The 25,530-nt window shown below is 72.1% G+C and carries 15 protein-coding genes; 4 read left to right on the forward strand and 11 right to left on the reverse strand.

What is annotated here, in order from left to right; all coding sequences use genetic code 11:
* Positions 1 to 193: 193 nt before the first annotated feature.
* Positions 194 to 2,368, reverse strand: coding sequence for an excinuclease ABC subunit UvrB (gene uvrB / locus WMF42_RS03645; RefSeq protein ID WP_437690187.1), 2,175 nt, complete (start codon positions 2,366 to 2,368; stop codon positions 194 to 196).
* A gap of 700 nt (positions 2,369 to 3,068) precedes the next feature.
* Between uvrB and rsgA the strand changes: the two genes are divergently transcribed.
* A complete protein-coding gene (rsgA, locus tag WMF42_RS03650) occupies positions 3,069 to 4,181 on the forward strand; it encodes a ribosome small subunit-dependent GTPase A (RefSeq protein ID WP_437690189.1) in 1,113 nt (370 codons plus the stop codon).
* 24 nt (positions 4,182 to 4,205) lie between these two features.
* Here the strand turns inward: rsgA and WMF42_RS03655 are convergent, their stop codons facing one another.
* The 10 genes from WMF42_RS03655 to WMF42_RS03700 form a co-directional block, all read right to left on the reverse strand.
* Entirely contained in the window at positions 4,206 to 5,357 is a 1,152-nt protein-coding gene (locus WMF42_RS03655) for a PAS domain S-box protein (protein WP_199693571.1), read from the reverse strand.
* On the reverse strand, positions 5,333 to 5,734 hold the full coding sequence (locus WMF42_RS03660) for a DUF7793 family protein (protein ID WP_061606919.1): 402 nt from the start codon (positions 5,732 to 5,734) through the stop codon (positions 5,333 to 5,335). The genes WMF42_RS03655 and WMF42_RS03660 overlap by 25 nt, the downstream gene beginning before the upstream one ends.
* A 196-nt stretch (positions 5,735 to 5,930) precedes the next feature.
* Positions 5,931 to 8,024 carry a hypothetical protein gene (locus WMF42_RS03665; RefSeq protein WP_437690191.1) on the reverse strand — a complete coding sequence of 698 codons (2,094 nt, stop codon included), beginning with the start codon at positions 8,022 to 8,024 and terminating at the stop codon, positions 5,931 to 5,933.
* Positions 8,025 to 8,130: 106 nt separating this feature from the next.
* A complete protein-coding gene (locus WMF42_RS03670; protein ID WP_061606917.1) occupies positions 8,131 to 10,071 on the reverse strand; it encodes a sigma 54-interacting transcriptional regulator in 1,941 nt (646 codons plus the stop codon).
* Between the two features lie 209 nt (positions 10,072 to 10,280).
* The gene (locus tag WMF42_RS03675) at positions 10,281 to 12,035 is read right to left on the reverse strand and encodes a hypothetical protein (protein WP_437690194.1); all 1,755 of its coding nucleotides are present in this window, start codon (positions 12,033 to 12,035) and stop codon (positions 10,281 to 10,283) included.
* Between the two features lie 222 nt (positions 12,036 to 12,257).
* Positions 12,258 to 13,100, reverse strand: a complete 843-nt coding sequence (locus WMF42_RS03680) for an SDR family NAD(P)-dependent oxidoreductase (protein WP_437690195.1) — start codon at positions 13,098 to 13,100, stop codon at positions 12,258 to 12,260.
* An 84-nt stretch (positions 13,101 to 13,184) separates the two neighbouring features.
* The gene (locus tag WMF42_RS03685; RefSeq protein ID WP_434045534.1) at positions 13,185 to 14,333 is read right to left on the reverse strand and encodes an NAD(P)/FAD-dependent oxidoreductase; all 1,149 of its coding nucleotides are present in this window, start codon (positions 14,331 to 14,333) and stop codon (positions 13,185 to 13,187) included.
* Between the two features lie 6 nt (positions 14,334 to 14,339).
* Complete coding sequence (locus WMF42_RS03690; protein WP_437690197.1) at positions 14,340 to 15,185, reverse strand: 3'(2'),5'-bisphosphate nucleotidase CysQ family protein; 846 nt, start codon at positions 15,183 to 15,185, stop codon at positions 14,340 to 14,342.
* Positions 15,182 to 16,132: an aldo/keto reductase gene (locus tag WMF42_RS03695; RefSeq protein ID WP_081426293.1), complete on the reverse strand. Its 951-nt coding sequence runs from the start codon at positions 16,130 to 16,132 to the stop codon at positions 15,182 to 15,184. The genes WMF42_RS03690 and WMF42_RS03695 overlap by 4 nt, the downstream gene beginning before the upstream one ends.
* A 111-nt stretch (positions 16,133 to 16,243) precedes the next feature.
* Entirely contained in the window at positions 16,244 to 19,675 is a 3,432-nt protein-coding gene (locus WMF42_RS03700; protein WP_437690200.1) for a kelch repeat-containing protein, read from the reverse strand.
* 513 nt (positions 19,676 to 20,188) lie between these two features.
* Here WMF42_RS03700 and WMF42_RS03705 point away from each other — a divergent pair.
* From WMF42_RS03705 to WMF42_RS03715, 3 genes are all read left to right on the forward strand, one after another.
* Positions 20,189 to 23,347 (forward strand): DNRLRE domain-containing protein, encoded by a 3,159-nt coding sequence (locus WMF42_RS03705; RefSeq protein ID WP_155798075.1) that lies wholly within the window; start codon positions 20,189 to 20,191, stop codon positions 23,345 to 23,347.
* A gap of 366 nt (positions 23,348 to 23,713) precedes the next feature.
* A complete protein-coding gene (locus WMF42_RS03710; protein ID WP_061606192.1) occupies positions 23,714 to 24,319 on the forward strand; it encodes a hypothetical protein in 606 nt (201 codons plus the stop codon).
* Between the two features lie 74 nt (positions 24,320 to 24,393).
* On the forward strand, positions 24,394 to 25,500 hold the full coding sequence (locus WMF42_RS03715; protein WP_437690203.1) for a pectin acetylesterase-family hydrolase: 1,107 nt from the start codon (positions 24,394 to 24,396) through the stop codon (positions 25,498 to 25,500).
* The last annotated feature ends 30 nt before the right edge of the window (positions 25,501 to 25,530 follow it).

A 25,530-nucleotide genomic window follows, 5' to 3' on the forward strand; every position in this document is an offset into this window, starting at 1 on the left:
TCCCCGGGTCGACGCCGATCGCATCCACCGACAGCGCGAAAGAGGGCTGAAGCCGACTCGCCATCATGGGCCCCCGGCAGGGCTGTCTCGTGAGCTCGAGTGTCCGACGCCGATCCCTGATCGGCGCCCTGAGAGCCTCTGTCACGCGCTGCCGCTGAAGCCCTGCCCGCCCGCTTGCCCCGCGGATCCATCGCTATCGGTAACGGCCGCGCCCGGCCGCCGCGCGCCCGCCGGTCTTGGCGCCCGCCGCCGCGCGCCCGCCGCCGCCGCCCTTGGCCGCCGCCGGGCCCGCCGCCGCCCCGCGCCGGGTCGCCGCCCGCCCGGAGCGCGCCGGCTTCTCCTCGGCCACCTCGCGCGCGGCGCCGGCGTCGCCGTCGCCCTGCTGCGCCTTGAGCTGGCGGAGCTGGTCGCGCAGCCGCGCCGCCTTCTCGAACTCGAGGTTCTCCGCCGCGGCGAACATCTCCTGCCGGACCGCGTCGATCTGGTCGACAAGGTCCATCGCCGCGCGCGCCGCCTCCGCCGCGGGCTTCGCCGGCCCCTTCGGCACGGCGTAGTAGTCGCGCGTGCCCGACGTGGGCGATAGATCGAGGATCGCCTTCTTCACCGTCGCCGGCGTGATCCCGTGCTCCTTGTTGTACGCCTCCTGGATCGCGCGCCGCCGGGTCGTCTCGTCCATCGCGCGCTTCATCGCGTCGGTGATGCGATCGGCGTACATCACGACCTCGCCGTTCACGTTGCGGGCGGCGCGGCCGATCGTCTGGATCAGCGAGCGCGGGCTCCGGAGGAAGCCCTCCTTGTCGGCGTCGAGGATGGCGACGAGCGACACCTCGGGGAGGTCGAGCCCCTCGCGCAGCAGGTTGATGCCGACCAGCACGTCGAACTCGCCCCGCCGCAGATCGCGGAGGATCTCCACGCGCTGGAGCGTGTCGATGTCCGAGTGGAGGTAACGGACGCGGATGCCGAGCTCCGTGTAGTACTCGGTCAGATCCTCGGCCATCCGCTTGGTCAGCGTCGTGACGAGCACGCGATCGCCGCGGGCCACCCGCTCCCGGATGCGCGCGAGCAGGTCGTCGACCTGCCCGGACACCGGCCGGATGGTGATCTGCGGATCGATGAGCCCGGTCGGCCGGATGATCTGCTCGACCACCGTGCCGGCCGACTTCTGCAGCTCGTAGTCGCCGGGCGTCGCGCTCACGAAGAGCACCTGCGCGTAGTGCTGCTCGAACTCCTCGAACTTCAGCGGCCGGTTGTCGAGCGCGCTGGGGAGCCGGAACCCGTACTCGACAAGCGTCTCCTTCCGCGCCCGATCGCCCCGGTACATCGCCCCGACCTGCGGGACCGTCTGGTGCGACTCGTCGATGATCAGCAGGAAATCCTTGGGGAAATAGTCGATCAGGGTCGGCGGCGGCTCGCCGGGCTTCCGGCCGGAGAGGTGGCGCGAGTAGTTCTCGATGCCGTTGCAGAACCCCATCTGCTCGAGCATCTCGAGGTCGTACATCGTGCGCTGCTCGATGCGCTGCTTCTCGAGGAAGCGGACGGCCTTGTCGTAGTGGTCGATGCGCTCGCGCAGCTCCTCGCGGATCGCCTGGATCGCGAGCCGGAGCTGCTGCTGCTCGGTGACGTAGTGGGAGCCGGGGAAGACGGCGTAGCGGTCGAGCTGGCCCACCACCTTGCCGCGGACCGGGTCGACCTCCTTGATCGCCTCGATCTCGTCGCCGAAGAACTCGACCCGGATCGCCAGCGACTCCTCGTAGGCGGGGAAGATCTCGACCACGTCGCCCCGGACGCGGAACGTGCCGCGGTGGAAATCGACGTCGTTGCGCGTGTACTGGATGTCGACGAGCCGCCGCAGGAGCTCGTCGCGGCGGATCTCGGTGCCGCGCTCGAGCTTGATCAGCAGGCCGTGGTAGCTCTCGGCCGAGCCGATGCCGTAGATACAGCTCACCGAGGCGATGATGATCACGTCCGGGCGCGAGAGCAGCGCGTGCGTCGCCGCGTGGCGCATGCGGTCGATCGCGTCGTTGATGATCGCGTCCTTCTCGATGAACGTGTCGCTCGTCGGGACGTAAGCCTCGGGCTGGTAGTAGTCGTAGTAGCTGACGAAGTAGTGGACGGCGTTGTTGGGGAAGAGGTCCCTCATCTCGCCGTAGAGCTGGGCCGCCAGCGTCTTGTTCGGCGCCATGATGAGCGTCGGCTTCTGCAGCTTCTCGATCACCTTGGCGGCGGTGAACGTCTTGCCGCTGCCCGTGACGCCGAGGAGGACCTGGTAGGTCTCGCCCTGCTCGAAAGCGGAGCAGATCTCCTGGAGCGCGCGAGGCTGGTCACCGCACGGCTTGAATTCGGAGACGAGCTCGAAGTGTGTGGGCATGGAGCGAAGGACCCTAGTGCGGCCAGGGCCTCCTCGCAACCTCCCGCCGCCGCTCCGGCCGGGGAGGGCCGGACGACGCCGGCCTCGCGGTCTCAGATCAGGTCCCGGGCTTCGGATCTCGGGGTTTCGTGGCTTTTGCCCGGCGCCTGTGCGTCGGTGTCGACCACCCCTCGTCCCCACCCCTCCCACAGCGGTCCACCGATTCCGCCGCCCGAGGGCGAAGCGCGAGCGCGAGTCGACCGAGGACCGCCGCGGCCAGCGCGGCGCGACCGGGCAGGCGCGGCGGCGCTTGACGGCGGCGCCGCGCTGGCGGATTCTAGGTGGCGCCGCGTCGTTGTGACGCACGCCGAACGGAGGTCAGGTCATGAGTGGCAAGACACAGCACACGCATCACCCCGCCGCCGCCGTCGTGTCCGCCGCGGTTCGCTGAGGCTCGTCCCCACGCCGTCGCCTGCCCGAGCGCGCGCCGTCTCCGGCGCCGTTCGCCTCGCGATTTCGCTCGTCCAGCAGGGCATCCGCCCTGGCCGGGCGCGCCCTCTCTGGCGTGACGTCCTGATCGGTCGACGAGCCTCTGCGCCGCGGCGGCCCCGCGCGTGATTGGCCGGCGCGGGCGCGCTCGCGCGCCGCCGCGCCCCTGTCCGTCGACCGCCGCGCGCCGCAGCCTGCGCGCGGCCGAACGCCATGGAGCGCTCGTCCCGTCATGTCCATCAACTCCGACTCTCTCGTTGATCCGTCTTCTCACCACGAACAGCAGTCCGGCCTGATCGGGCTCGGATGGACTCCCTTCTTCGCGAGGCAGCTCGCCAGTCTTGAGGACGCCGTGCAGCCCGCGCGCGTCGTCCTCGCCTCCGCCGCGCGGCACCACGTGCAGACAGCGGACGGCCCGCGCGTCGCGGTCGTCAGCGGGCGGCTCGCGCACGAGGCCGCGGACCGCGCGGCGCTCCCCACCGTGGGCGACTGGGTGGGGCTCAGGCCCGGCGACGGCGCCGGGCCCTCGTACATCGTGCACACGTTCGCGCGGAGCACCTGCCTGCGCCGCAAGGCCGCGGGGCCCACGGTGGAGGCCCAGGTGATCGCGGCCAACATCGACAAGGTGTTCATCGTCACGTCGCCGAACGCCGACTTCAACCTGCGCCGGCTGGAGCGGTACATCGAGGCGGTCCTCGACAGCGGCGCGCGCCCCGTGCTCGTGCTCAACAAGGTGGATGTCTGCCCCGATCCGGGGCGGTTCATCGACGCGGCGCGGGAGGTCGCCCCCGCGGCGCCGATCGCGCTGGTCAGCGCCCTGTCCGGCGCGGGCCTCGACGCGCTCCGCGCCGAGATCGGGGCAGGGGAGACGATCGCCCTCGTCGGCTCGTCCGGCGTGGGGAAATCGGCGCTGAGCAACCGCCTGCTCGGCGCGGAGATCCAGCGCGAGGGGGAGATCCGGGCGTCGGACGAGCGGGGCCGCCACACGACCGCCCACCGGGAGCTCTTCCCGTTGCCCGGCGGCGGCCTCCTCATCGACACGCCGGGGGTGCGGGAGCTCGGCCTCTGGTCCGCGGACGGGGCGGGTCCGGCGGGCTTCGACGACGTCGAGGCCCTCGCCGGGACGTGCCGCTTCCGCGACTGCGCGCACGAAGGCGAGCCCGGGTGCGCGGTGCTCCGCGCCGTGAAGGCCGGCGACCTCGACCCGGACCGCCTCGGCGCCTACCGCAAGCTCGGGGCGGAGCGGCGCCACGTGGCGCTGCAGCAGGACGCGCGCGCCCGGAGCGAGGAGAAGCGGCGCTGGAAGCAGATCTCGAAGCAGATGCGCGCCAACCCGAAGCGGTAGCGCGACCCCTCGACAGCGCCGCCGCTAGGCAGGACGCGCGGCGGGGCCGAGCTGGCCCCGCCGCGCGACGCCCCGCAGCGCGTGGACGATCCCGCCTTGCAGCGACCCGAACGTCGCGACGCCGTCGAGCTCCGCGCCGATCTCGACGAGCGCCCGCGCCACATCCGGCCGGATGCCGCTGAGCAGCACCTGCGCGCCGAGGAGCCGCGCGGCGCCGACCGAGCGGGTGAGCCCGTACACGGCCTGCTGGTCCATCGTGCGCACCCCGGTGATGTCGAGGATGACAACGCTGGCTCCCCGGGCCGAGAGCGCCTGCAGCAGCGCCTCCGTCATCCGCGACAGCCGCTGCTCGTCCAGCGTGCCGACGAGCGGGATCACCAGGATCTCGTCGGCGATGGGGATGATCGGCGTCGAGAGCTCCTCCACGAGGATCGCCTGGCGATGGACGGCCTCGCGGAGGCGCCAGCGCTCCTCCTCGGCCCGCTTGCTCTCGCTGAGGTCCCGCGCCACGCAGACGATGCCGTGGATCTGCCCGCCGTCGGTGCGCATGACCGAGGCGAGGAACGACACCGGGACGGTGCGCCCGTCCTTCCGCAGACAGACCCGCTCGTCGCGCGCGCCGCCCGCGTCGATCAGCGCGCCGGCCGAGAGCCCGGGGAACACGAGGCCGATCGGCCTGTCCATGAGCTCGTCCCGGGGATAGCCCGACAGGTCGCACGCCGCCTGGTTCACGCTGCGGATCCCGCGATCCCGGTCGGCCACGATGAGCACATCGATCATCGACTCGATGATGCTCGTCACATAGGTCTTGGAGACCGTCGAGCAGGCGAGCTCCTCGCCGAGCATGTTCAGGCCGGCCGCCATGCCGTCGATGAGATCGTTCCTGTCGCTGATGGGCGCCTTCTTGGCGTAGTCGAACCCGACGAGCGCGACGATCACCTCGAGGAGCCCTTCCAGCCGCTCGCAACGGTCGTCGAGCGCGCGCGCGCCCGAGCGCTCCGCCGCGAGCGACCTCAGCGCGGAGAGGGCCACGTCGAGCGCATCCGCCCCGGGGACCGCCGCGAGCTCGCCGCGCCCTCCGGCCGGGACGAGGCTCATGGCGAGCTCGCAGAGCTCTGCGACGCGCGGATCGTCTCGGGGGTCGGCGGCCATCAGCCAGCGAATCCCTTCAACCACCGGGTCGCTTCCCGCTCGTCCGAGAAGAGCCGGATGGGCCTGTCACGGTTCCCGTAAACAGCGAGGAAGACGTTGCCGATCATCCGCCCGATCGGCCGCGCGCCCACGAGCGCCATCGCGAGGTATGCCTGCCGACCCTCGTCCGCGCCGTAGTAGCTGCGAGCGTCGAGGTCCGTGGCCTTGCATCTCGTGAGATCGCACAGGAATGCGTACGGCGTGCCCTTGCTGAATCGCCTGAGTCCAGCGACGTTCTCCTTCGCGTCGGCGAGCGTCTGGACGGCGCCTTCGTGGAGGTCAAAGCGAATGATCCTGTTCTCCTTGTCGAAGGAGAACTCCCCGGTTCGCGTCCTCAGACGCTCGTCTCCGAGCTCGTTCACGTTCCCGCCTCCCCCTCGTGCTCGTTTGCCGGCCGGAGCGGCGCGCGGTCGCGAGCTTCGCCCCCCTCGGCCGCCCGGCAAGCACAGCCGTCCGCGCTGCGCGCATCCCATCCCCCCGAGACGATCTGGTTGTAACACCGACGGCGGCCCGAAGTCCAAGGCCTTGGCGGGGGCCGCGAGCACCGGGCCGTGAGCGCTAGAACAGCCTGGAGACGCCCGTCGCGAGCTCGAGGGACACGGAGAACGCCTGGCACCGCTGCGCGCAGCCGAAGCGCGATCGGATCTCGAGCGGCATGCGCGAGACGCCCTGGGTGCCGAGCAGATCGCGCTCGAGCGGCAGCAGGAGCGCGGGCCCCTCGACGTCGAAGCCGTCGAAGAACGGCCTGTCGGAGCTGGTCAGATCGAAATAGAAGCGCGCTCCGCAGGGCATGAGCTCGATGACGTCGGCGGTGTCGGCGAGGCCGCGGCCGCCGTCGAAGGCCCTTGTGACGCCGTTGGCCATGGCCCAGAACATCATGGAGAGGACAGGCGTCCTGAGCTCCGTCAGGGCGGAGGACCCGAAATGGGAGCGGCCGCCGCTGCGCACGGTGGTCTGGAGACCGACGTTGGCCTCGAAGAGCGCGGCGTTGGGGCGGCCGGACAGGACGTATTGCCAGCGGTACGAGACGCCCATGAGGAACGAGGGGTTCCACGAGACCTGGGTTGGCTGCTCGTCGGAGGCGCCGCGGAGGGCGAGGGGCGCGGAGAGCCAGACCTGGTAGCTGAACCCGCGGGCGATCGGGTCCTCGCCCTCGAGGCTCCCGGCCTCGGCCTGGGGCACGGGCCAGACGGCGAGGATCGGGCGCAGGAGGCTCGTGTCGGGGGCGCCGAGGACGACCCGCTCCGGATCGCTGCAAAGCACGCTCGCGAACCAGTCGATGCCCGGGTCGGCGCGCGCGGCCGGCCGGGTGCAGAGCGCGAAGGGGCGCCCGAGCGCGTCGGGCTCCACGAGGCGGGGGACGTCCTCGTTCGTGTTGCCGGAGAACGCCGGGACGCCGCGGCGCTCGCGCAGCCGGGAGAGCGCCGCGAGCGCGCTCCGCAGCACGTGCCTCACCCGCTCGCACGTAGGGCTCAGCATCCGGCGCTGCGCCGGGCCGAGCGACCACGCCGGCGTCGGGTCGAGCAGGCTCATGGCGAGGTCGACGTCGCGCGCGGGCGCCCGCGCCCCGCGGGCCGGCGCCGGCTGCGCGCACGCGGCCGGCTCGAGCAGCCGCTCGACCCAGCGGGGGTCGAGCGCCATCGCGAGCTGGATCTGCGCGCGCGCGGTCGCCTCTGCGGCGTGGAGCCGGTCCTGGCTGGCGGGCGAGGTGCCGAGGAAGCCGTCGCCTGTCGTCTCCCAGCAGGCGGGCAGGCCGGGGGTGCGCGCGTCGTCCACGCCGGCCCGCAGGAGCGGGCAGGGCGCGGCGTTGAGCACGCGGGTCACCGACACGCCGATGCGGTTGAAGTGATCGTGCGTGCCGATGCGATCCTCCGGCGCTCTCCGCTGCTTTGCGGTGATCACCGCGTGACCCGCGGCGAACGCGTCCTGGAGGAAGTGGAGCGCATAGGCGTGCTCGAGGAGCGCGTCGCGCCGCAGCGCCGCCCTCGCGCCGCCCGGCGCCTCCCTCGCGCGCGTCGCGAGCTGCAGCGAGCGCAGGTGGTGTCCGATGAACTGGCCGAGCGCGTTGTCGACTCGCCCTCTCCGCGCGACGTCCTCGGTGACCCGGGTCAGCGGCTCCCCCGCCGCCTGGAAGTGGGTGATGTTCTGCTTGGCGCGAGCCACGTAGTCGCCGTCGACGCCGAGGAGGTAGATATCGAGATCTCGGACGAGGTCGCTCCGGTCCGAGGGCGCCGCCGCGTCGTCGTCCTGCCGCAGCTTGCGGAGGAAATCGCGCCACTGGGTCCGAGCGCCGAACTGGAGCCGCTGCCCCGTCTCCCCAGCCTCGTCTCTTCGCACGAGACTCCACAGCTCCCCCGCGGTGCTCGCGTGGTCCCCCGCGAGCGCCGCGAGCGTGGCATAGGGGATACACGCGTCCCGCTTCAGCGAGGTCGTGGCGTAAAACGGCTCATCGAGCCGTTCGCACACGAGCGAGCTCGCGGCCACGTCCCTCACCGCCTCCCCGAGCGCCCCCCTGGCGCCCTCCGGCAGCCACGCCAGCCCCTCCTCGGCGAGCACGACGTGCTCGGGAAAATACCACGCGTTCGCCGTGCTGCTCAGTCCGACGAGCACCCCCGCCACGGCGCCCCCGATCCACCCCGCGCTCCGGAACATCGTAGTCTCATGCCCCGTCCGCGCCCCGACCGCCAACGCAACGCGACCGAAACGACCCGCTGTATCAAGCCCGCATTCCCCCCAACAGGAAGAGCCAGCGGGAGGATCAGATCCCGTATTGCCGGAGCTTCTTGTGGAGCCCCTCGCGCGTGATCCCGAGCGTCTTCGCCGCGTTGGTCTTGTTGTTGTTGTGCCCCCGCAGCGCCTCGAGGAGGAAGAACTTCTCGACGGCGTCCATCATCTCCTTGAGCGACCCCTTCGGCGTCCCCGCCCGCGCCACGAGCCCCTCGACCTGCCGGATCCGCGGCGAGAGCAGCTCGGGCGTCGCGAACGACCCCGGATCGAGCTGGATGACGAGCCGCTGCACCTCGTTCTGGAGCTCCCGGACGTTGCCCGGCCAGTCGTACGCGACCATGAGCTCCATCGCCTGCTGGCTGAACCCCCCGCACGGCTTGCCGATCTCGTCCGCGTACCGCTCCAGGAAGTGCCCCGCGAGCACCGGGATGTCGTCGCGCCGCTCGCGCAGCGGCGGCAGGCGGATCGGGAAGACCTTGAGCCGGTAATAGAGGTCCTCGCGGAACCTCCCCCGGGCCACCTCGTCCTCGAGGTTCCGGTTCGTCGCCGCCACGATGCGCACGTTGACGTGCTTCGGGCTCGTCGCGCCCACGGGGCGGATCTCGCCCTCCTGGAGCGCCCGCAGGAGCTTCGACTGGAGCGACAGCGGGGTCTCGGTGATCTCGTCGAGGAAGAGCGTGCCCCCGTCGGCGATCTCGAACAGGCCCTTCTTCTCCTCGGTCGCGCCCGTGAACGAGCCCTTCTTGTGGCCGAACAGCTCGCTCTCCAGCAGGCTCTCGGCGAGCGCCGCGCAGTTCTGCGCGACGAAGAGCTTGTCGCGGCGGCGGGAGCGGTAGTGCACGGCGGCGGCGATGAGCTCCTTGCCCGTGCCCGTCTCGCCCTCGATCAGCACCGTGACGCGCGTGTCGACCACCTTGTCGAGCTGGGCGATCACCCGGCGCATCGCCTCGCTCTTGCCGATGATGTCGACCGCGCCCCCGCCCCGGCGCTTCTCCTCGCGCCCCTTCAGGAAGCTGTTCTCCTTCTGGAGCCGCTCCTCCGCGAGCACGAGGCGCTTGATGAGCCGGGCGTTCGCCACCGCGAGCGACGCGTTGGCCGCCAGCACGAGCAGCGTCTCCAGGTCGCCCGCGTTCAGCATCCCGGGCACGCTCCGGTTGTCGGCCTGGAGCACGCCGATGATCTCCTCGCCCTTCCAGAGCGGCACGGCGAGGGTGCTGCGGATCGAGGCGCCCATCAGCGACTCGGTCTGGCCGACCTCGATGGGCGCGTCGGCCGCGAGCACCGCCGCCCGCTCCTTGATCACCTTCCGGTACACGCTGCGCGTGATCGGGACCGGCCCCGCCGGCGGCGCCCCGCGGCCCGACTCGGAGCGGACGCGCGTCAGCACCGGGACGAACGCCGCCGGCGCGGCCCCCGGCTCCTGATCGTCGTCGCGCAGCACCACGGTCACGTGCGTCGAGCTCGGCACCAGCGCGAGCACCGCGTCGGCGATCTCCGTCAGGACCTGGTCGAGATCGTTCGCGGCGCCGATGCGCTTCTGCGCCGCGTACATGGCCGAGAGCGCGCTCGGATCGCGCTCGATCTTCGCCTGGGCGGGCTCGATCTCGTCGAGGCGCCGGATCGAGACGACCCGCGCTTCGTCGGCCTCCTCCGGGATTGTCACGACCATCCGCGTCACCGCGTCGCCCGAGCCGAGCTCGATGACGTCCCCCGTCTGGAGCGCGACAGCGCTGCGCCCCGGGCCGAGCTCGATCCGCTCGCCCCGCCGCGTCACGCTCGTGCCGTTCGTCGAGCGCAGGTCCTCGAGGATCACCCCCTCGGCGCTGCTCACGATGCGCGCGTGCGCCCCGGAGATGTGGCGGTCGTCCAGCACGACCCGGTTGTCCGGCGAGCGCCCGAGCGTGATCAGCTCGCCCTGGAGCTCGAAGGTGCGCCCGGCAGCGAGACCCTGGGTTACCTCGAGCACGATCATGGTTCGTTCAGCCAGGAAGACCCGTGAAGAGGGCCCGGAGTAAACCGTCAAGACGGAGCAGATGCCAGGAAAAACCGGGGAGCCCGCCCCCCGGCGGATCCGCGGGCCCGGGCCGGTTGAATTCTTATGATGCTAGAAAAATCGCGTACTGCTGGACGGGGAGCCCCATCCCTGGCTGGCCGCCGGGATGGGGCGCGCGGCCGCCGCTGTCACTGGGCGCGGGCGGCGAGGCGGTAGATGACCGTCTTGAACGGCGCGTTGCCGGAGATCTTCTCGGCGTCCCTCGAGGCCTCGCCCTCGTCGACGATCTTCTGCAGCTTGCTCGCGACGTCGGCGTCGCCCTTCGGCGAGAGGGCGTCGATGACCGAGACCGACACGAAGCGGACGGCCGCGTTCGAGATCTTCGGCATGGCGTCGATGATCTGCTGCCGGACATCGGGAGAGCCGAGGACGCCGACCATGTAGGCGGACTTGATCCCCTGGAACTGCGTCTCCTTCGCCTGCGACGCCGGCTCGCTGAGCTTGCCGACGTAACACTCGACCTTGGCGCCGCAGGCGCCCAGCAGGTCCTTCGCGAGCTTGATCTCCTTCTCCATCGACTTGCCGACCGTGCCGCCGCCGCTCGTGCGGGTGTTCGCGAGCCGGTCGACGTCGGCGACCTGGTCGGGCTTCATCAGCTTGAGCGCCGTCTGGAGCGAGACGTCGCGGATCTGCGCGACGTCGTCCTCCTCGCCGCGCGCCTCGGTGGCCGTCTTCACGATCCACGGCACCATGCTGGCGTCGAAGAAGTTGCTCGCCGCCTCCGCGAGCATCACGCGCGCGTTGATGCCCGCCGGCGGGATCTGGAGCCCCGCGGGCGTCTTCTCGTAGGCCGCCTGGAAGGCCGCGATCGTCTCCGGGGTCCTGGGCACCTTGGTGAGCTCGCGCGCGATGATGGCGCGCGGGATGTCCTCGGCCTTGTCGAGCGCCGCGAGCAGCGGCTTCACCGACTCTTCGCGGCCGATGGTCGCGAGGACGAGCGCGGCGGCCGCCACGTGGGCGGTCTCCGCGGCCTTCTTCTGCTCCGGGCTCGCCTTGTCGCCGGCGCCCTTCAGGTTCTCGATCTTCGAGTACTCGATGAGCTCCTTCTGATCGCCCTGGAGCAGCGCGATCGCCGGCTGGATGGCGGGCTTGCCGATCTTCGTGAGGGCGAGGATGGCCGTCGTGGCGGCGTCCGCCTTGACCGGCGAGAGCACCACCTTGAGCAGCGGCACGACCGCCTTCTCGCTGCGCTGCCACCCGAGCAGCTCCGCCGCGGTGATCTGCCAGAACAGCTCGTTCCGCATCGTGGCGACGTCCTTGGGATCGTTGATCGGGCGCTCGACCATGGTGATGAGCTGCCCTTCCCAGGACGGATCGTTGATCTCGACCATCGCGTCGTGGACGTCGCGCGAGATCGTGGAGCCCTTCGGCTTGCCGTGCTGGAGCTTGATGAAGACCTCCATGAGCGGGCCGGCGGCGGCCTTCGACTTCATGGCCCCGAGGCCGCGGACGGCCCAGCGGACGTCCTCCTCGGTCGACTCGGGCTTGTAGTCCTTCAGCGCCTTGATGAGGCAGGCCTCGCCGCGCGGGTCCCGCGTGTCGGAGATGAACTTGATGAGCTTCGACCGCGTGCGCTCGTCGAGGTCGCCGCCCACGCACTTCTGCGTCATCGGCTCGATGATCTTGTCGAGGAGCGGCTTGACCGTCGGCCCGCTCCGGTCCTTGTTGTCGCGCGTCATCGCGTCCTCGAAGAACTGGACGAGACGGTTGACCGAGGGGGTGAGCGTCGCGGGGTCGTCGAGCCGCTTGACGTGCGTCTCGGGGTCGTTCTCGTCGGCGCATCCGGCGACGATGCCTGCGGAGAGCGCCATCGACGACGCGGTGGCGGCCCCCAGGAGGAGCGAGCGAACGAGCGGCAGGATGCTGCGTGCTGAGCGGGACATGGTGTTTCCTCCGGGACCTCGGTGATGCTGCCGGCCTGACCTCGCCGCCGCGCGGTGCGCGCAGCAGGAGAGGCGGTCAGCAACGAGCCTTCGTTAGCCTGAGGGGACGACAGCGGGCAACTACAGCGCGCGGCAGGGGGCGCGGCCCCCCTTCGGCCACGACGTGTCGCCGCCCCGTGACGGAAGCGGCGGAGCCGACGCTATTCGTCGTCAGAGAGCGTGTCAACGCGAGCGGGGTACCTGGACCAGCCGGCGGATCCCCGTGGCGAACAGGCGGTCGGGGATGACACGGCGCAGCGCGACGAGCGCGCGTGCGTCCCGGCCGATGAGGGTCCGGAACGGCGGCGAGGGGGCCTCGATGAGGCGGAGGATCGCGGCCGCGACAGGCGTGGGCGCCGGGGCCCTGGCGGCGTCCTCGAGGACGAGCCGCTCGATCGTCGTGGTCATGGCGGCGTAGGGCCCGTCGGGCGCGATGTGGGCGCCGCGGCGCTGGTTCTCGAAGAAGATCTCGGTCTTGAAGGTGCCGGGCTCGACGAGGCAGACCTGGACGCCGAAGGGGGCGACCTCCCAGCGCAGGGCCTCGCTGAAGCCCTCGACGGCGTGCTTGGTGGCCGCGTAGACGCTCACGCCGGGGAGGCCGACGAGCCCGGAGACGCTCGAGACGTTGATGATGCGGCCGCGCCCGGCGTCGCGCATCGCCGGGAGCACCGCGCGCGTCGCGGCCATGAGGCCGAAGACGTTGGTCTCGAACTGCGACCGGACGTCCGCGTCGGCCTGCTCCTCGAAGGCGCCGCCGACGGCGATGCCGGCGTTGTTCACGAGGGCGTAAGCGGGGCCGTGCTTCTGGAGGATCTCCCGGACCCTGTCGGCCGCGTTCGCCGCGGCGACGTCGAGCTGCTCGACCTCGAGCGAGGCGCCGCGCGCGCTGGCCGCGGCGAGGAGCGCGGCGGCCTTCTCGGGGCGGCGCATCGTGGCGACGACCCGGTGGCCCGCGGCCGCGCAGGCGACCGCCGTCGCGAGGCCGATGCCGCTCGAGGATCCGGTGACGAGGATGAGGTGACCCATGGGAGGGGGCGAGTATAGGCGATGCGCGGCTGGCGCGGCTGGCGCGGCTGGCGCGGCGGGCGCCGGGAGGCGGCAGGGCGCCGCTCAGCCGATGATCATCGCCTCGCTGAGGAGGCGGCCTTCCTTGAAGCGGCGCAGGTTCCAGCGGTCGAACAGGGGGAGGGAGGTGCCCTCGGCGATGTGCTGCGCGATGAGCTTGCCCATCACCGGCGCGATCATGAAGCCGTGGCCCATGAAGCCGGACGCCTGGTAGAAGTGCTCCACCTCGTCGACGCCGCCGACGATCGGGTTCTGATCCGGGGTGAGATCGTAACAGCCGGCCCACTGGCGCAGCACCTTCACGCTGCCGAGGATCGGGCACGCGGTGACGAGCGCCCGCGCGTAGAGCGCGAGGAACTTGTGGCTCGACCCCATGTCGAGGCCCTCGGGGACGTCCTCGTTGGAGACGCCGCCCACGATCTCGCCGCGCATCGACTGGGAGAAATAGAGGCCGTTCGAGAGGTCCGCGACCAGCGGGCCGAGCCAGGGCTTCAGCGGCTCGGTCGAGCAGATCTCGTGGCGGTGCGGGCGGTTCGGCAGCTCCACGCCGAGGAGGCGCGCGACCTCAGGGCTCCACGCGCCGGCGGCGTTGACGACCTTGTGCGTGCGGATCTCGCCGCGGTCGGTCACCACGGCGTCGATCCGCGCGCCGCGCGTGCGGAAGCCGAGGACGTCCGTGAAGGTGGCGATGTCGACGCCGAGCTTCTGCGCGCGCTCGGCGTAGCCCCAGACGAACGGCCAGGGGAAGACGACGCCGTCGTCGGGGTTGTAGCTCGCCGCGACGACGCCCTCGGTCGAGAGCTCCGGCACGATGGCGCGCGCCTCGTTGGCGGTGAGCATCCGCGTGCCGAGGCCGCACGCGTTCTGCACGGCGACGCTCTTCTCGAGCGTCCGGCGGCCGGCCTCGCTGCGCACGAGGAAGAGGTAGCCGCCCTGCCGGAACCAGACGTTGATCTTCATCTCGCGGGCGAAATCACGGCAGATGCGGATGCTCTCCTGCATGAGCCGGATGTTGCCCTCGCTCGAGAACTGCGCCCGCACCCCGCCGCCGTTGCGGCCGCTGGCGCCGCCGCAGAGGTAGCCCCGGTCGACGACGACGACGTCCGTGATGCCGTGGTGCCGCGCGAGGTTGTAGGCGATCGCGAGGCCCATGATCCCCGCGCCGACCACGACGATCTCCGCCTCGGACCGCATCGCGCCTCAGCCGAGCTCCGACCTCGCCGCGGCGACCACGGCGTCCTGGAGGGCGCCGTTCGATGCGATGATGCCGCGGGCGAGCTTGAGCCCGGGGCCGGCGTAGTCGATGGGCGCGCCGGAGAGGTCGGTGAAGCGGCCGCCGGCGCCCCGGAGCACCGCCTCGGGGGCGCAGCTGTCCCAGAGCTTGGCGCCGCCGCCGCCGTGCAGGTAGAGGTCGACCTCGGCCGTCGCGATCCGCGCGATCTTCACGCCGACCGAGCCGCACGGGACGACCCGCGTGATGCCGAGCCGCGCGAGGAGGGGCTCGAGCTCCTTCGGCCGGTGCGACCGCGAGACGATGAGCGACGCGTCGGCCGTCGAGCTGACGGAGGAGACCCGGAGGGGGCGGCGGCTGCCGTCCTTCGCCTCGAGGAAGGCGAAGCCGCCGCCGCCGTCGTCGCCGCCGACGCGGCCGGCCAGCGCCTCGCCTGTCGTGGGCATCACCACGACGCCGAGCGCGGCGCGGCCGCGGACCGAGAGCCCGATCATCACGGCGAACTCGCCGTTCCTGTCCGCGAACTCGCGCGTGCCGTCGAGCGGGTCGACGAAGAACACCCGCTCCCGCTGGAACCGCGCGGCGAGCTCCTCGGCGGCGGGGACGCTCTCCTCGGCGAGGATCGCCTCGCCGGGGAACGCGGCCTCGAGGGCGCCGCAGATGAGCGTGTTCGCCTCGCGGTCGGCCCGGGTCACCGGGTCGCCCGGGCCCTTCATCTCGACGGTGAACGGCGTCGCGTACACGTCCATCACGACCGCCGCCGCGGCGCGCGCGATGCGGACGATCTCGTCGAGCTCCCTGTCGTTCTGGTTCATCCTGCTGACACCTCGATGCCGGCGTGCTTGAGGCGCCCGGAGAGCTCCGCGAGCGTCGTGAAGTGGAGGTAGGGGGGCATCCCGGCCTCGCGCACGAGCTGGTCGAGCTGGGCGACCGAGCGGGGGCCGAGCACGGCGGACGAGACGATGTTGTTCGCCAGCACGAAGCGCAGCGCGACCGAGCGGAGCGAGACGACGGGGCCGCTGATCAGCGGCCGGAGCGCGTCGAGCTGGCGGATGCGGGTCCTGAACTCGTCCCGGTTCCACCGGTGCATGCGGTGATCGTCGGCGTAGAACTCGCGGTCGGGGCTCCACTGGCCGGCGAGGAGACCGTGCGCGAGCACCGAGCGCGCGAGGACGCCGGCGCCGCTCTCGGAGACGTCGCTCGCGACCTCGTGGAGGTCGCCGGGGAGGAAGGCGTTGTAGGCGATCTCGATGAGGTCGACCTCGTCGCGCAGCGCGGAGCGGGCGACGTCCGCGGAGCCGGCGCTCACGCCGAAGGCGCGGATCTTCCCCGCCTGCTTGAGGTCCCTGAGGAAGGCGAGGGGCTCCTTCGAGCGCATCGCGGCCACGGTGGGGTTGTGGAGCAGGACGACGTCGACCACGTCGCGGTCGAGCCGCTCCTGCGACCGCTCGAACGCGGTGCGGAGGTGCGCCGGGTCGAAGCGCTTCTTCGCGGGGAGCTCGTCGAGATCGGTGCCGATCTTGGTGACGACGAACGTCGGGCCGGCGCCCTTCAGCCGCTTGCCGAGGCGGCGCTCCATCTCGCCGCGGCCGTAGACGTCGGCCGTGTCGAAGAGGTCGATGCCGACCGCGAGCGCGCGGTCGATGACGCGATCGACCTCGGCCTCGGAGACCGGGCCATAGCCGTCGCCGGACAGACCCCAGGTGCCCAGGGCGAGCTCCGAGACCTCGAGGGATGTCTTGCCGAGGGGGCGCTTCCTCACGGGCGGCGATCTACACCAGCGCCGGAGGGGCGCCACGAAATAGGGCGCCGGGCCGCGTCTTCCGGCCGGCAGCCGCTCAGGCCGGGATCCGTGGGGCGGAGGTCGCCCGGCTCATGAGGCGCGGGCCTTTCCGCGGCGCGGCGCGGCGCCGCGCCGGACGCGCGGCGCGCGGCGTCGGAGGCGCGAGAGGAGCAGCCCCGCGGCGAGCCACAGCGGGCCGTACCCGGCGCCGCCCGCGCCGCCGCTGCTGGCGCAGCCGCCGCCGTGGAGCCGGAGCTGGCCCTTGCCGGCCTGGCCGGAGGCCGCCCCGGCGCCGGCTGGGCTGCCTCCAGCGCCGCCGGTCGCCGCGCCGTCCGGCCCGGTGCCAGGCTCGCCGCCGGCCCCGCCCGCGCCGCCAGCGGCGCCGCCCGCCCCTGGCTCGGCCCCGCCCAGCCCCCCGCCGCCGCCGCTTCCCGGGCCGCCTCCCTCGCCAGCGCCTCCGCCGCCGGGATCGAGCAAGCAGCCGCCGGCGATGCAGATCCCGCTAGGGCAGGGCGACCGCTCGAGCTTGTTGCGCTCGACGCACGCGCCGTTCTGCCCGTCGCAGGCCGTGAACCGGCACGTGCTCGGGTCGGGCTGCTCGCAGACGAACGGGTCGCCGCCGACGCAGCGCCCCCCGCGGCAGGTGTCCACCTGGGTGCAGGGATCGCCGTCGTCACAGGCGTCGCCGTCCTGCTTGGGCCTGTCGCAGCCGCAGGCCTGATCCGACGTGCTGCCCGCGTCCGCGACCGTGGGGCAGGCGTCGTCCGGGTCCAGCTTGCCGTCGTCGTCGTCGTCGTCGTCGCACGCGTCGCCCTGGCGGTCGTCGTCGCTGTTGGTCTGCGTGGTGTTCGGCGTATCGACGCAGTTGTCGACCGCATCGACGACGCCGTCGCGGTCGCGGTCGAGCGAGCAGGCGCCGCCGACGCAGGCGCCCTCGGCGCACTCGACGGCCGCGGCGCACGGCGCGTCGAGCGGCTTCTTCGCCCGGCAGACAGGGGCGTCGCAGTAGGCGCCGGCGTCGCATTGCTCGTGGCGCGAGCACCCGGTCAGGCACGCGCCGCCCGCGCAGACGTAGAGCCCGCAGTCCACGGCGGCGCGCGCGACGCAGGCGCCCTCCGCGGTGCAGACGCTCGGCGGAACGCTGGAGGTCGCGTCGTCGGTGCAGGCGCCGGGCGCGCACGCGGTCTCCGGCGCCGCGCGGGCGTCGTCGGGGCACGTGCCGCTGCTGCCGGTGCAGCGCTCGGCCGCGTCGCAAGGGCCGTCCGCCGGGCGGCAGACCTGGGTCGCCGGCGCGAGGGCGTCCGCTGGGCAGTCGGCGTCGGCGCCGGTGCAGGTCTCTGTCGCGTCGCACGGGCCCGCCGCCCGCCTGCACACGGTGGCGGCCGACGCGAAGGCGTCGGCGGGGCACGCGGTGGCGCTGCCTGTGCAGCGCTCGGCGACGTCGCAGGGGCCGTCCGCCGGCCGGCAGACCTGGCTCGTCGGCGCGAGAGCGTCGGCGGGACAGGCGGTGGCTCTGCCGTTGCAGCGCTCCTCGGCGTCGCAGGGGCCGCCCGCCGGCCGGCAGACCTGGCTCGTCGGCGCGAGAGCGTCGGCGGGACAGGCGGTGGCTCTGCCGTTGCAGCGCTCCTCGGCGTCGCAGCTCCCGGCCGAGGCGCGGCACACCTGGCCCGAGGCGCGGGGCCCGCACACGCCGTTCACCGCCGCGCCGGCCGCGGCGCTGCAGGCCTGACAGTCGCCGGGATCGCCCCCGCCACATGCGTCGTTGCAGCAGACCCCGTCGACGCAGTGGCCGCTCAGACACTCGCGGTCGGCGAGGCAGGACGCGCCGTCGGCGATCCCGGGGAGATAGAGCTCGGCGCTCGGCAGGGCGGCCGTTGTGTTCCGCCCTCCCGCGGCCAGGAGCCGGCCGTCGTCGAGCGTCACGAGCGTGTGGTAGCCGCGCGCGATCTGCATGTTCTCGGCCGCCGACCACGCGCCGCTCGCCACGTCGTACAGCGCTGTCGTGGCGAGGTAGCTGCCGTTGAAGCCGCCGGTGACCAGGACCGCGCTGTTCGAGAGGAGCAGCGCCGCGGCGTGGTTGCTGCGCGCAGCCGGCATGTCGCCGGCGGACAGCCATGTCCGCGTCACGGCATCGTACCGCTCCGCGCTCGTCAGGTGCGCCCCGTTGTTTCCGCCGGCCACCAGGACGTCGCCGTCCGGCAGGAGCGTCGCGCTGTGCGACCGCCGCGCCGTCGTCAGGCTGCCCGTCCGCGACCACGCGTTGGCGGCCGGGTCGTAGATCTCCGCGGTGGCCAGGTAGTCGGTGGAGTACCCGCCCGCGACGAGCACCGTTCCATCGCTCAGCCCGACGGCGATGTGCGTGTAGCGCGCGCTCATCGTCCCCGCGGCCGACCAGGCGCCCCTCTCGGCGTCGTAGCGCCGCGCGTCGCCGATCACGTTGGCGCCGTCGATCCCGCCGGCGACGAGCACGTCGCCGTCGTCGAGGCGCGTCGCGGTGTGGGACGCGCGACTGCCCATCTCCCCGGCGCTCGTCCAGGTATCGGCGTCGGGATCGTAGATCTGCGCCGTCCCCACGAAGCTCGCTCCGCTGCGCCCGCCCGCGACGAGCACCCGGCGCCCGTCGCCCAGCAGGGTCGCTGTGTGCTGGTACCGCCCCGTGGCGCCCATCGTGGCCGTGGACGACCACCTGTTGGTCAGCGGGTCATACAGCTCCGCTGTGTTCAGCGCGGCTGCCCCGTTGTACCCGCCCACGATGAGGACCTGGCCGGCCCTCGCGCCGCCCGCGATCAGGGTCGCTGTGTGCTCCCGGCGCCCCGCGCTCATCGTGGCGGGGACCTGCTCCCAGAGGGGGTCGACGAGCACCGCCTCTCCGTCGGCGTCGACGTGCAGCGCGAGCGTCGCGCCGTCCACCGACAGGCGCGCGCCGACGGGGCGCTCGCCCCCCGTGGCGTAAGCCTCCGGCGCTGTCACGCGCAGCCGCGGGACGCCGGCCCCGTCCACCGCGAGCACCACGTCGCCCGCCTGGCGCAGCGTCGCCCCCTCGACATGCCATGAGGCCACGGGGGCGCCGCGCCGGACAGCGTCCGCCTCGAGCAGCAGCCACTCCTCGGCCGCGCCGGGCTCGACGGTCCAGAACGACGTCCCTCCAGGCCGCCGGAGGGCGAGCGCGCGGCCTGCGCGCGTCACCTTTCCTCGCGCGCCCGCCTCGCGGACCCGGATCTCCAGCGCGTCCGGGCACTCCGTGGCTGGGCCGGCGCACCCTCCGGCGCCGGGGAGGCGGAAGCGGACCGGATCTGCGGCGTCGTGCGGCACCTCCACGGCGAGGCGCCCCGCGGCGCGATCCTCCGCCAGGGTGAAGACGGCGCCCTGCGCCACCAGCTCGTCACCTCGGTCGACGACGCGCGCCGCCACGGTGGGGAAGCGCGCCGAGAGCACCTCGGCCGCCGGCGGCTCCGGAGGCGAGCACGCGGCGGTGAGGGCCGCGAGCAGCCATCCCGTCAGCAGGCCAGTCCGGGCTGCCACGGTCTCGCACGGCGAAATGGGCACGCGCTTCATGCCGCCATGAGAGCCAGGCGCTCGAAACGGCGTCAAGGTGCAGGCCTGAGGCATCCCCTCAAATTTTGCGAAAAATTCACGGGGAGGCGGCGAGGCGGGGAGGGAGATCTTCAAACACTCCCTGTCTCCCCGCCTCCCTGTTCAATTTTTCGCTGAAAATGGCTGCACAATGAGCGAATTCCTCGGGGGGCAGGCACCTCCCGCGCGATTCCAGATTCCATCGTGAGCGGAGTACACTGGGGTGGAGGACGAGGACTCACTTCTTCGCGGAGCAGCGAATTCCATTGTCCTTCAAACGAGATCCGCGCGATGCGCGCGATGCGCGCGATGCGCGCGATGCGCCTACGGCCCGCGCCCCGCGGAATGCGCTGCGAATGAACGGTACGAACGGCGCCCCGGAGACAAAAAAGGATTCCATCGACCCCCGGGAGCATGCATTATCGTCGCGCCTCTTTGTGTGTGAGGCGAAACGAGGACAGGATGACGCGCAATGTTGGTCGGTGGGGGACCGCCGGCGCTCTGGTGCTTTGTTGGTGTCTACCCAGCGAGGCGCTCGCCGTCGGGCCGAACGCAGTGATCTATGACGAGGGTTGCTTCGAGAACACGCTGCCGCCGAACGACGACGGGTCGAGCGGCGTGCAGGGGCTCCCGTTCGAAGTCAATTTCTTCGATATCCGTTACAACAGCGTTTACGTCAACAACAACGGCAACATTACCTTCGACGGTCCGCTGAACGCCTATACGCCATTCCCGCTCGACACCACGGACCGCGCCATCATCGCGCCCTTCTTCGCCGACGTCGACACGACGGGCCCGGGCTCGGGGCTCGTCCACTGGGGCGTCGTCGAGAAGCTCCCCGGCGACGGCCGGCGGGCCTTCTGCGCGGTGTGGGCGAGCTACGACCCGAGCTCGGGGAGCGCGGCGGGCGTCGGTTACTTCTCGGCGAGCACCGACCGACTGAACCTCTTTCAGCTCCTGCTCGTGGACGCCCACACCTGCGACGCCGGCGAGCCGCAGTGCGACGACGTGATCTGCGACCCCGCCGACCCGGGCTGTCAGAACTGCAATCCCACGTCGCCCGAGTGCACTCCGCCCCCTGTCTGCGACCCCTCGGACCCGGGCTGCGCTCCGCTGCAGAACGCCATCTATCGCGCCCAGGGGGACTTCGACGTCCTCTTCAATTACGACCAGATCCAGTGGAACGCCGGCTCGGCGAGCGGCGGCGCCGCAGGGCTCGGCGGCGAGACGGCCCGCGTTGGCTATGCGCCCGGCGTGCTCCCGGACGGCACGCACCCGCGCGGGGCCTACGAGCTGGCGAAGAGCAAGGTCCAGCTCCCCTCGGATCCCGATCTCAACGACATCTTCATCGACACGGACCTTTCCTATCCGCTCGTCGGCCACAGCGAGCGGTCCCTCCAGCAAGGGCGCTACCTCTACTCGGTCAGGAACGGCAGCCTGAACGACGGGGACGGGGTCATCCGTGGGCGCGTCACGGCGGTCGACGACGCGGGCCAGGTGGTGGGGGTGGCCGGCGCGCCCGTGCAGATCTGCGAGAGCGCGACGCAGGGCCGTTGCCCCTGGTACGGGACGACCAACGAGCTCGGCGAGTTCACGGCGAACCGCATGCCGACGATCACGGCGTACAGGATCACGGCGTTCCCGCCGGCGGGGTCGAACCTGATCCAGAGCGAGGTCGACGTGGCGCCGTCCCCCATCTACGCAGCTCAGGAGATCGCGCTCGGCAAGCCGAGCGCGCCGCCCGCGGGCGTCGATCTCCAGCCCTCCTCCGTGGGCGGCGGCGACGTCCCCGTCGTCTACTGGCACGATCCCACCGCGCTGACCGCGCCCGGCTGCGCCGGCGGGACGGCGAGCTATGACGTGAAGTTCGGCGCCCTCACCTTCGCCGCGGGCCCGATGCAGCTCGACCAGGGAGGGCAGTTCCGCGCGGTGATACCGCCGTTCTACCCCAACCACGGCGCGGCTACCGTCCTCATCCGCACGCAGTGCGGCCCGACGACCTCGAGCTTCAGCTTCCCGATCTACATCGATCCGAGCGGGTGGATCCGCACCGTGGGCGGCGCGCCGGTCGAGGGGGCCACGGTCACGCTCCTCCGCTCCGACACCGGCGCTCCGGGCTCGTTCACCGTCGTGCCCGACGGGAGCGCGATCATGTCGCCGATGAACCGCGCCAACCCGAGCATCTCCGACGCGGAGGGGCACTTCGGGTGGGATGTCCTCACCGGCTATTACAAGGTCCGCGCCGAGAAGCCCGGCTGCCACGCGCCCGACGACGCCGAACGGCCGTATGTCGAGAGCGCCGTCATGCTCATCCCGCCGCCGGTCTTCGACCTGGATCTGCGGCTCGATTGCGGCACCGGCGCGGTCGGCGACACGACAGAGCCGACGCTCTCCGTGCCGGAAGACCTCGTGATCGAGGCGACAGGCGCGAACGGCGCGGCGGCCACCTTCACGGTCTCCGCGATCGATGACGTCGACGGCGCCGTTCCCGTGATCTGCACGACCCCCGAGGGCACCACCCTGCCGATCGGCGTGACCATCGTCCATTGCTATGCGCTCGACGCGACAGGCAACCTCGATTACGGCACCTTCGCCGTCGTCGTCGAGGACACGCGGGCGCCTGTCCTCTCCATCCCTGGCTCGATGACCGTGCAGCCGGAGGGGCCGTGGGGCGCGCAGCTCGCCTTCACCGCCGTCGCGATCGACGCGGTGAGCGGCCCCGTCGACGTGAGCTGCTCGCCGGCGCCGGGCGACGTGCTGCCGGTCGGCCTCACCGCCGTCACCTGCAGCGCGACCGACGCGGCGGGCAACACCGCGACCACCTCGTTCGACGTGGAGATCCCCGCGTGGGTCGACACCGACGGCGACGCGGTGAGCGACAGCCTGGACAACTGCCCCTTTGCGGCGAACACCGACCAGGCGGACGCGGACGCCGACGGCGTCGGCGACGCGTGCGACAACTGCCTCGTCGCGGCGAACGCCGATCAGGCGGACGCGGACGCCGATGGCGTCGGCGACCTGTGCGACAACTGCCCGGGCGACGCGAACCCGGGGCAGGGCGACGACGACGGCGACGGCGACGGGAACGCCTGCGATCCGATCTGCGTCGCGATCCACCGCGGCGGGGTCGGCGGCGCCGCCGACTCCTTCATCTCGTCCTCCGAGCCGAACACGAGCTCGGGCTCGTACCCCGGCCTCTTCACCGGCACCTCCGGCAGCGGCGTGAAGATGGGCCTCGTCGCCTTCGACCTCGGCGCGATCCCGGAGGACGCGACCATCGAGGGCGCGACGTTCTCGGTGCGGGCGCAGTACGCCGCCACGGCGGCGACGCTGGAGGTCCACGCGATCACGGCGCCCTGGTCCGAGGCCACCGTCACGTACAACACGCTGAACGGCGCCTTCGACGCGGCCGTCGAGGCCTCCCTCGCGGTGCCGGCCAACCAGACGACGACCGTGTCCTGCGACGTGACGGCGCTCGTCCAGGACTGGGTCTCCGGCGCGCTCGACAACCACGGCGTGCTCCTGCGCGAGGTCGGTCCGGGCAAGCGGACCCTCCGGTCGAGCGAGGAGTCCAGCGCCGCCGAGCGGCCGCGCCTCGATGTCTGCTACGTGACCCCGTGAGCAGCTAGGCAGTCCAGCGCGCCGCCGCGCTCCCGCGCGGCGCGCGCCTCCCCTCCACGACATCATCGCTCGCGCCGCGCGACGCGCTCGCGCCGGACGTCGAGGTCGAGCGCGAGCTCCTGTCGGTCCACCTTCCCGGCCCCGGGACGCCCTCGTCAAGCCTCCGCCCCCCCGGGCACACGGCGCGACGGCCCCACCCGCGTGCTGGACGAGATCGCCGGGGCGCCACGTCTTTGCGCGCTTCGCCGCGGAACGCTCCGTGCCAGGGAAGCCGGGGAAGGGGAGTGATGCGCGAGCGAGGGCAGGTCTCCGGGTGACATGCTGAGTCGAACCCTGCCAGTGGCCACACGAGGGGGGCTGTAGAACATGGCGAAAGGGCCTAATGAGGCAAGCAGGGCCGAACCTGCGAGCGACCGGAGATCGCGGCCGCCCGCGACGAGCGCCGCCGCGCGGCGCGCGCTGGAGCTCGTCGCCGTCCGAGGCAAGGACGTGATCGGCGTCCGGCACATGCTCGCCGAGGGGCGCGCGCACATCGGCGACACGCCCTCCTCGATCGCGCGCGTGCCGCTCGCGGAGCTCGACAGAGCAGCCCCGGTCATCGCGGAGGTGATCGGCGCCCGCTACGTGCTGCACGTGCCGCGCCGGACGCGGGCGCGCGTCCACGGCGCCGACGGGCTCGGGCGCCTGCTGACAGGCCCCGTCGACATCGAGCTCCAGGAGGGGGACCGCGCCGTGCTCGTGATCGGGCCGGTCCAGATCCGCGCGCAGATCGTGCCCATCGAGATCATCGCGCGGCTGGGCGCTTCCAGCCTGCGCTGGATCGGGCTCATCGGCGCCCTCTACATCACCGCGCTCGCCATCTGCGCCGTGCTCGCGCCGCGCGACAGGGCCCGCCTCGACGAGGGGTCGATCCGGCGCGCCGTCAGCGCGGCCGCGGCCCAGCTCTGGGCAGAGCCCGCTCCGCCGCGGTAGCGCACGGCATCATTCCGCGAAGGACGTCTCCGGGGGAGGAGCCCTGGAGTCGCGGAGTGCTATTCTCCACAATCATGCGAATCAAGGCCCTCTCGTTCCTTCATGTTCAACTACCGCTGTGCCTGTTCGCCCTCGCCGGCTGCGGCGGGCCGTCCGCCAAGGACGAAAGCCCGAACGGCGCGCCGCAGGCTGGAATCCTCAGCCTGTCGCCCGGGTGGAACACCATCGAGCCGGGCGGCGAGACGACTTGCTCGCGCGGCGATCCGTTCAAGTACTTCGTCCGCCCGGGCACCGTCAATCGCCTCGTCGTCGAGTTCCGCGGCGGCGGCGCGTGCTGGAACGCCACCACGTGCTCCGTCGCAGGCTCGCTCTTCCAGGAGACGGTGACCGATGAGCCGGCGGTCGTGAGCCAGCAGGGCGCGACCGGGATCTACGATCATGAGAACCCGGACAACCCCTTCAGGGACTGGCACCATGTCTATATCCCGTACTGCACCGGGGATATCCACTGGGGCGACAACGTGGCCACCTACGGGGAGGGGAGCCAGGCCGTCACCATCCGGCACAAGGGCGCCGTCAACGTCCGCGCGGCGCTCGGCTGGGTGTACGAGAACGTCCCCGCCCCCGAGAAGGTCTTCGTGACCGGCTGCAGCGCGGGCGCGTACGGCTCGATCATGTGGTCCGCGCACGTGCGGGAGCACTACAAGGGCGCCTCCGTGATCCAGTTCGGCGACAGCGGCGCCGGGATCATCACCGAGAGCTTCTTCCGGGACAGCCTCCCGTCCTGGAAGCCCGAGGGCGTCTATCCCACATGGATACCTGGCTTCGAGCCGGCCGAGCTCGCGCGGCTGTCCTCGCTCTACGAGGTGATCGGCGCCCACTACCCCGACATGCGCCTGTCGCAGTACAACACCGTCCTCGACGACGACCAGATCTTCTTCTTCAAGGCGATGGGCGGCGGCGGCGACCAGGCCTGGTCGGACGCCATGAAGTCGTCCATCGCCGGCATCGAGGCGTCGACGGCGAATTTCAGCTCGTTCCTCGCGCCGGGCAGCGCGCACTGCATCCTCTGGCGGCCGGAATTTTACACCGTCGAGTCGGGCGGGACGCGGCTCGTGCGGTGGCTCGACGACCTCGTGAACGGCGCGCAGCCGCCGAGCGTCGCCTGCGACGGCTGCTGAGCGGCGCGCCGGGGGCGCGGGAGGCCGGCG

This window comes from Sorangium sp. So ce176, assembly GCF_051519835.1.
GTDB lineage: Bacteria > Myxococcota_A > Polyangia > Polyangiales > Polyangiaceae > Sorangium > Sorangium cellulosum_G.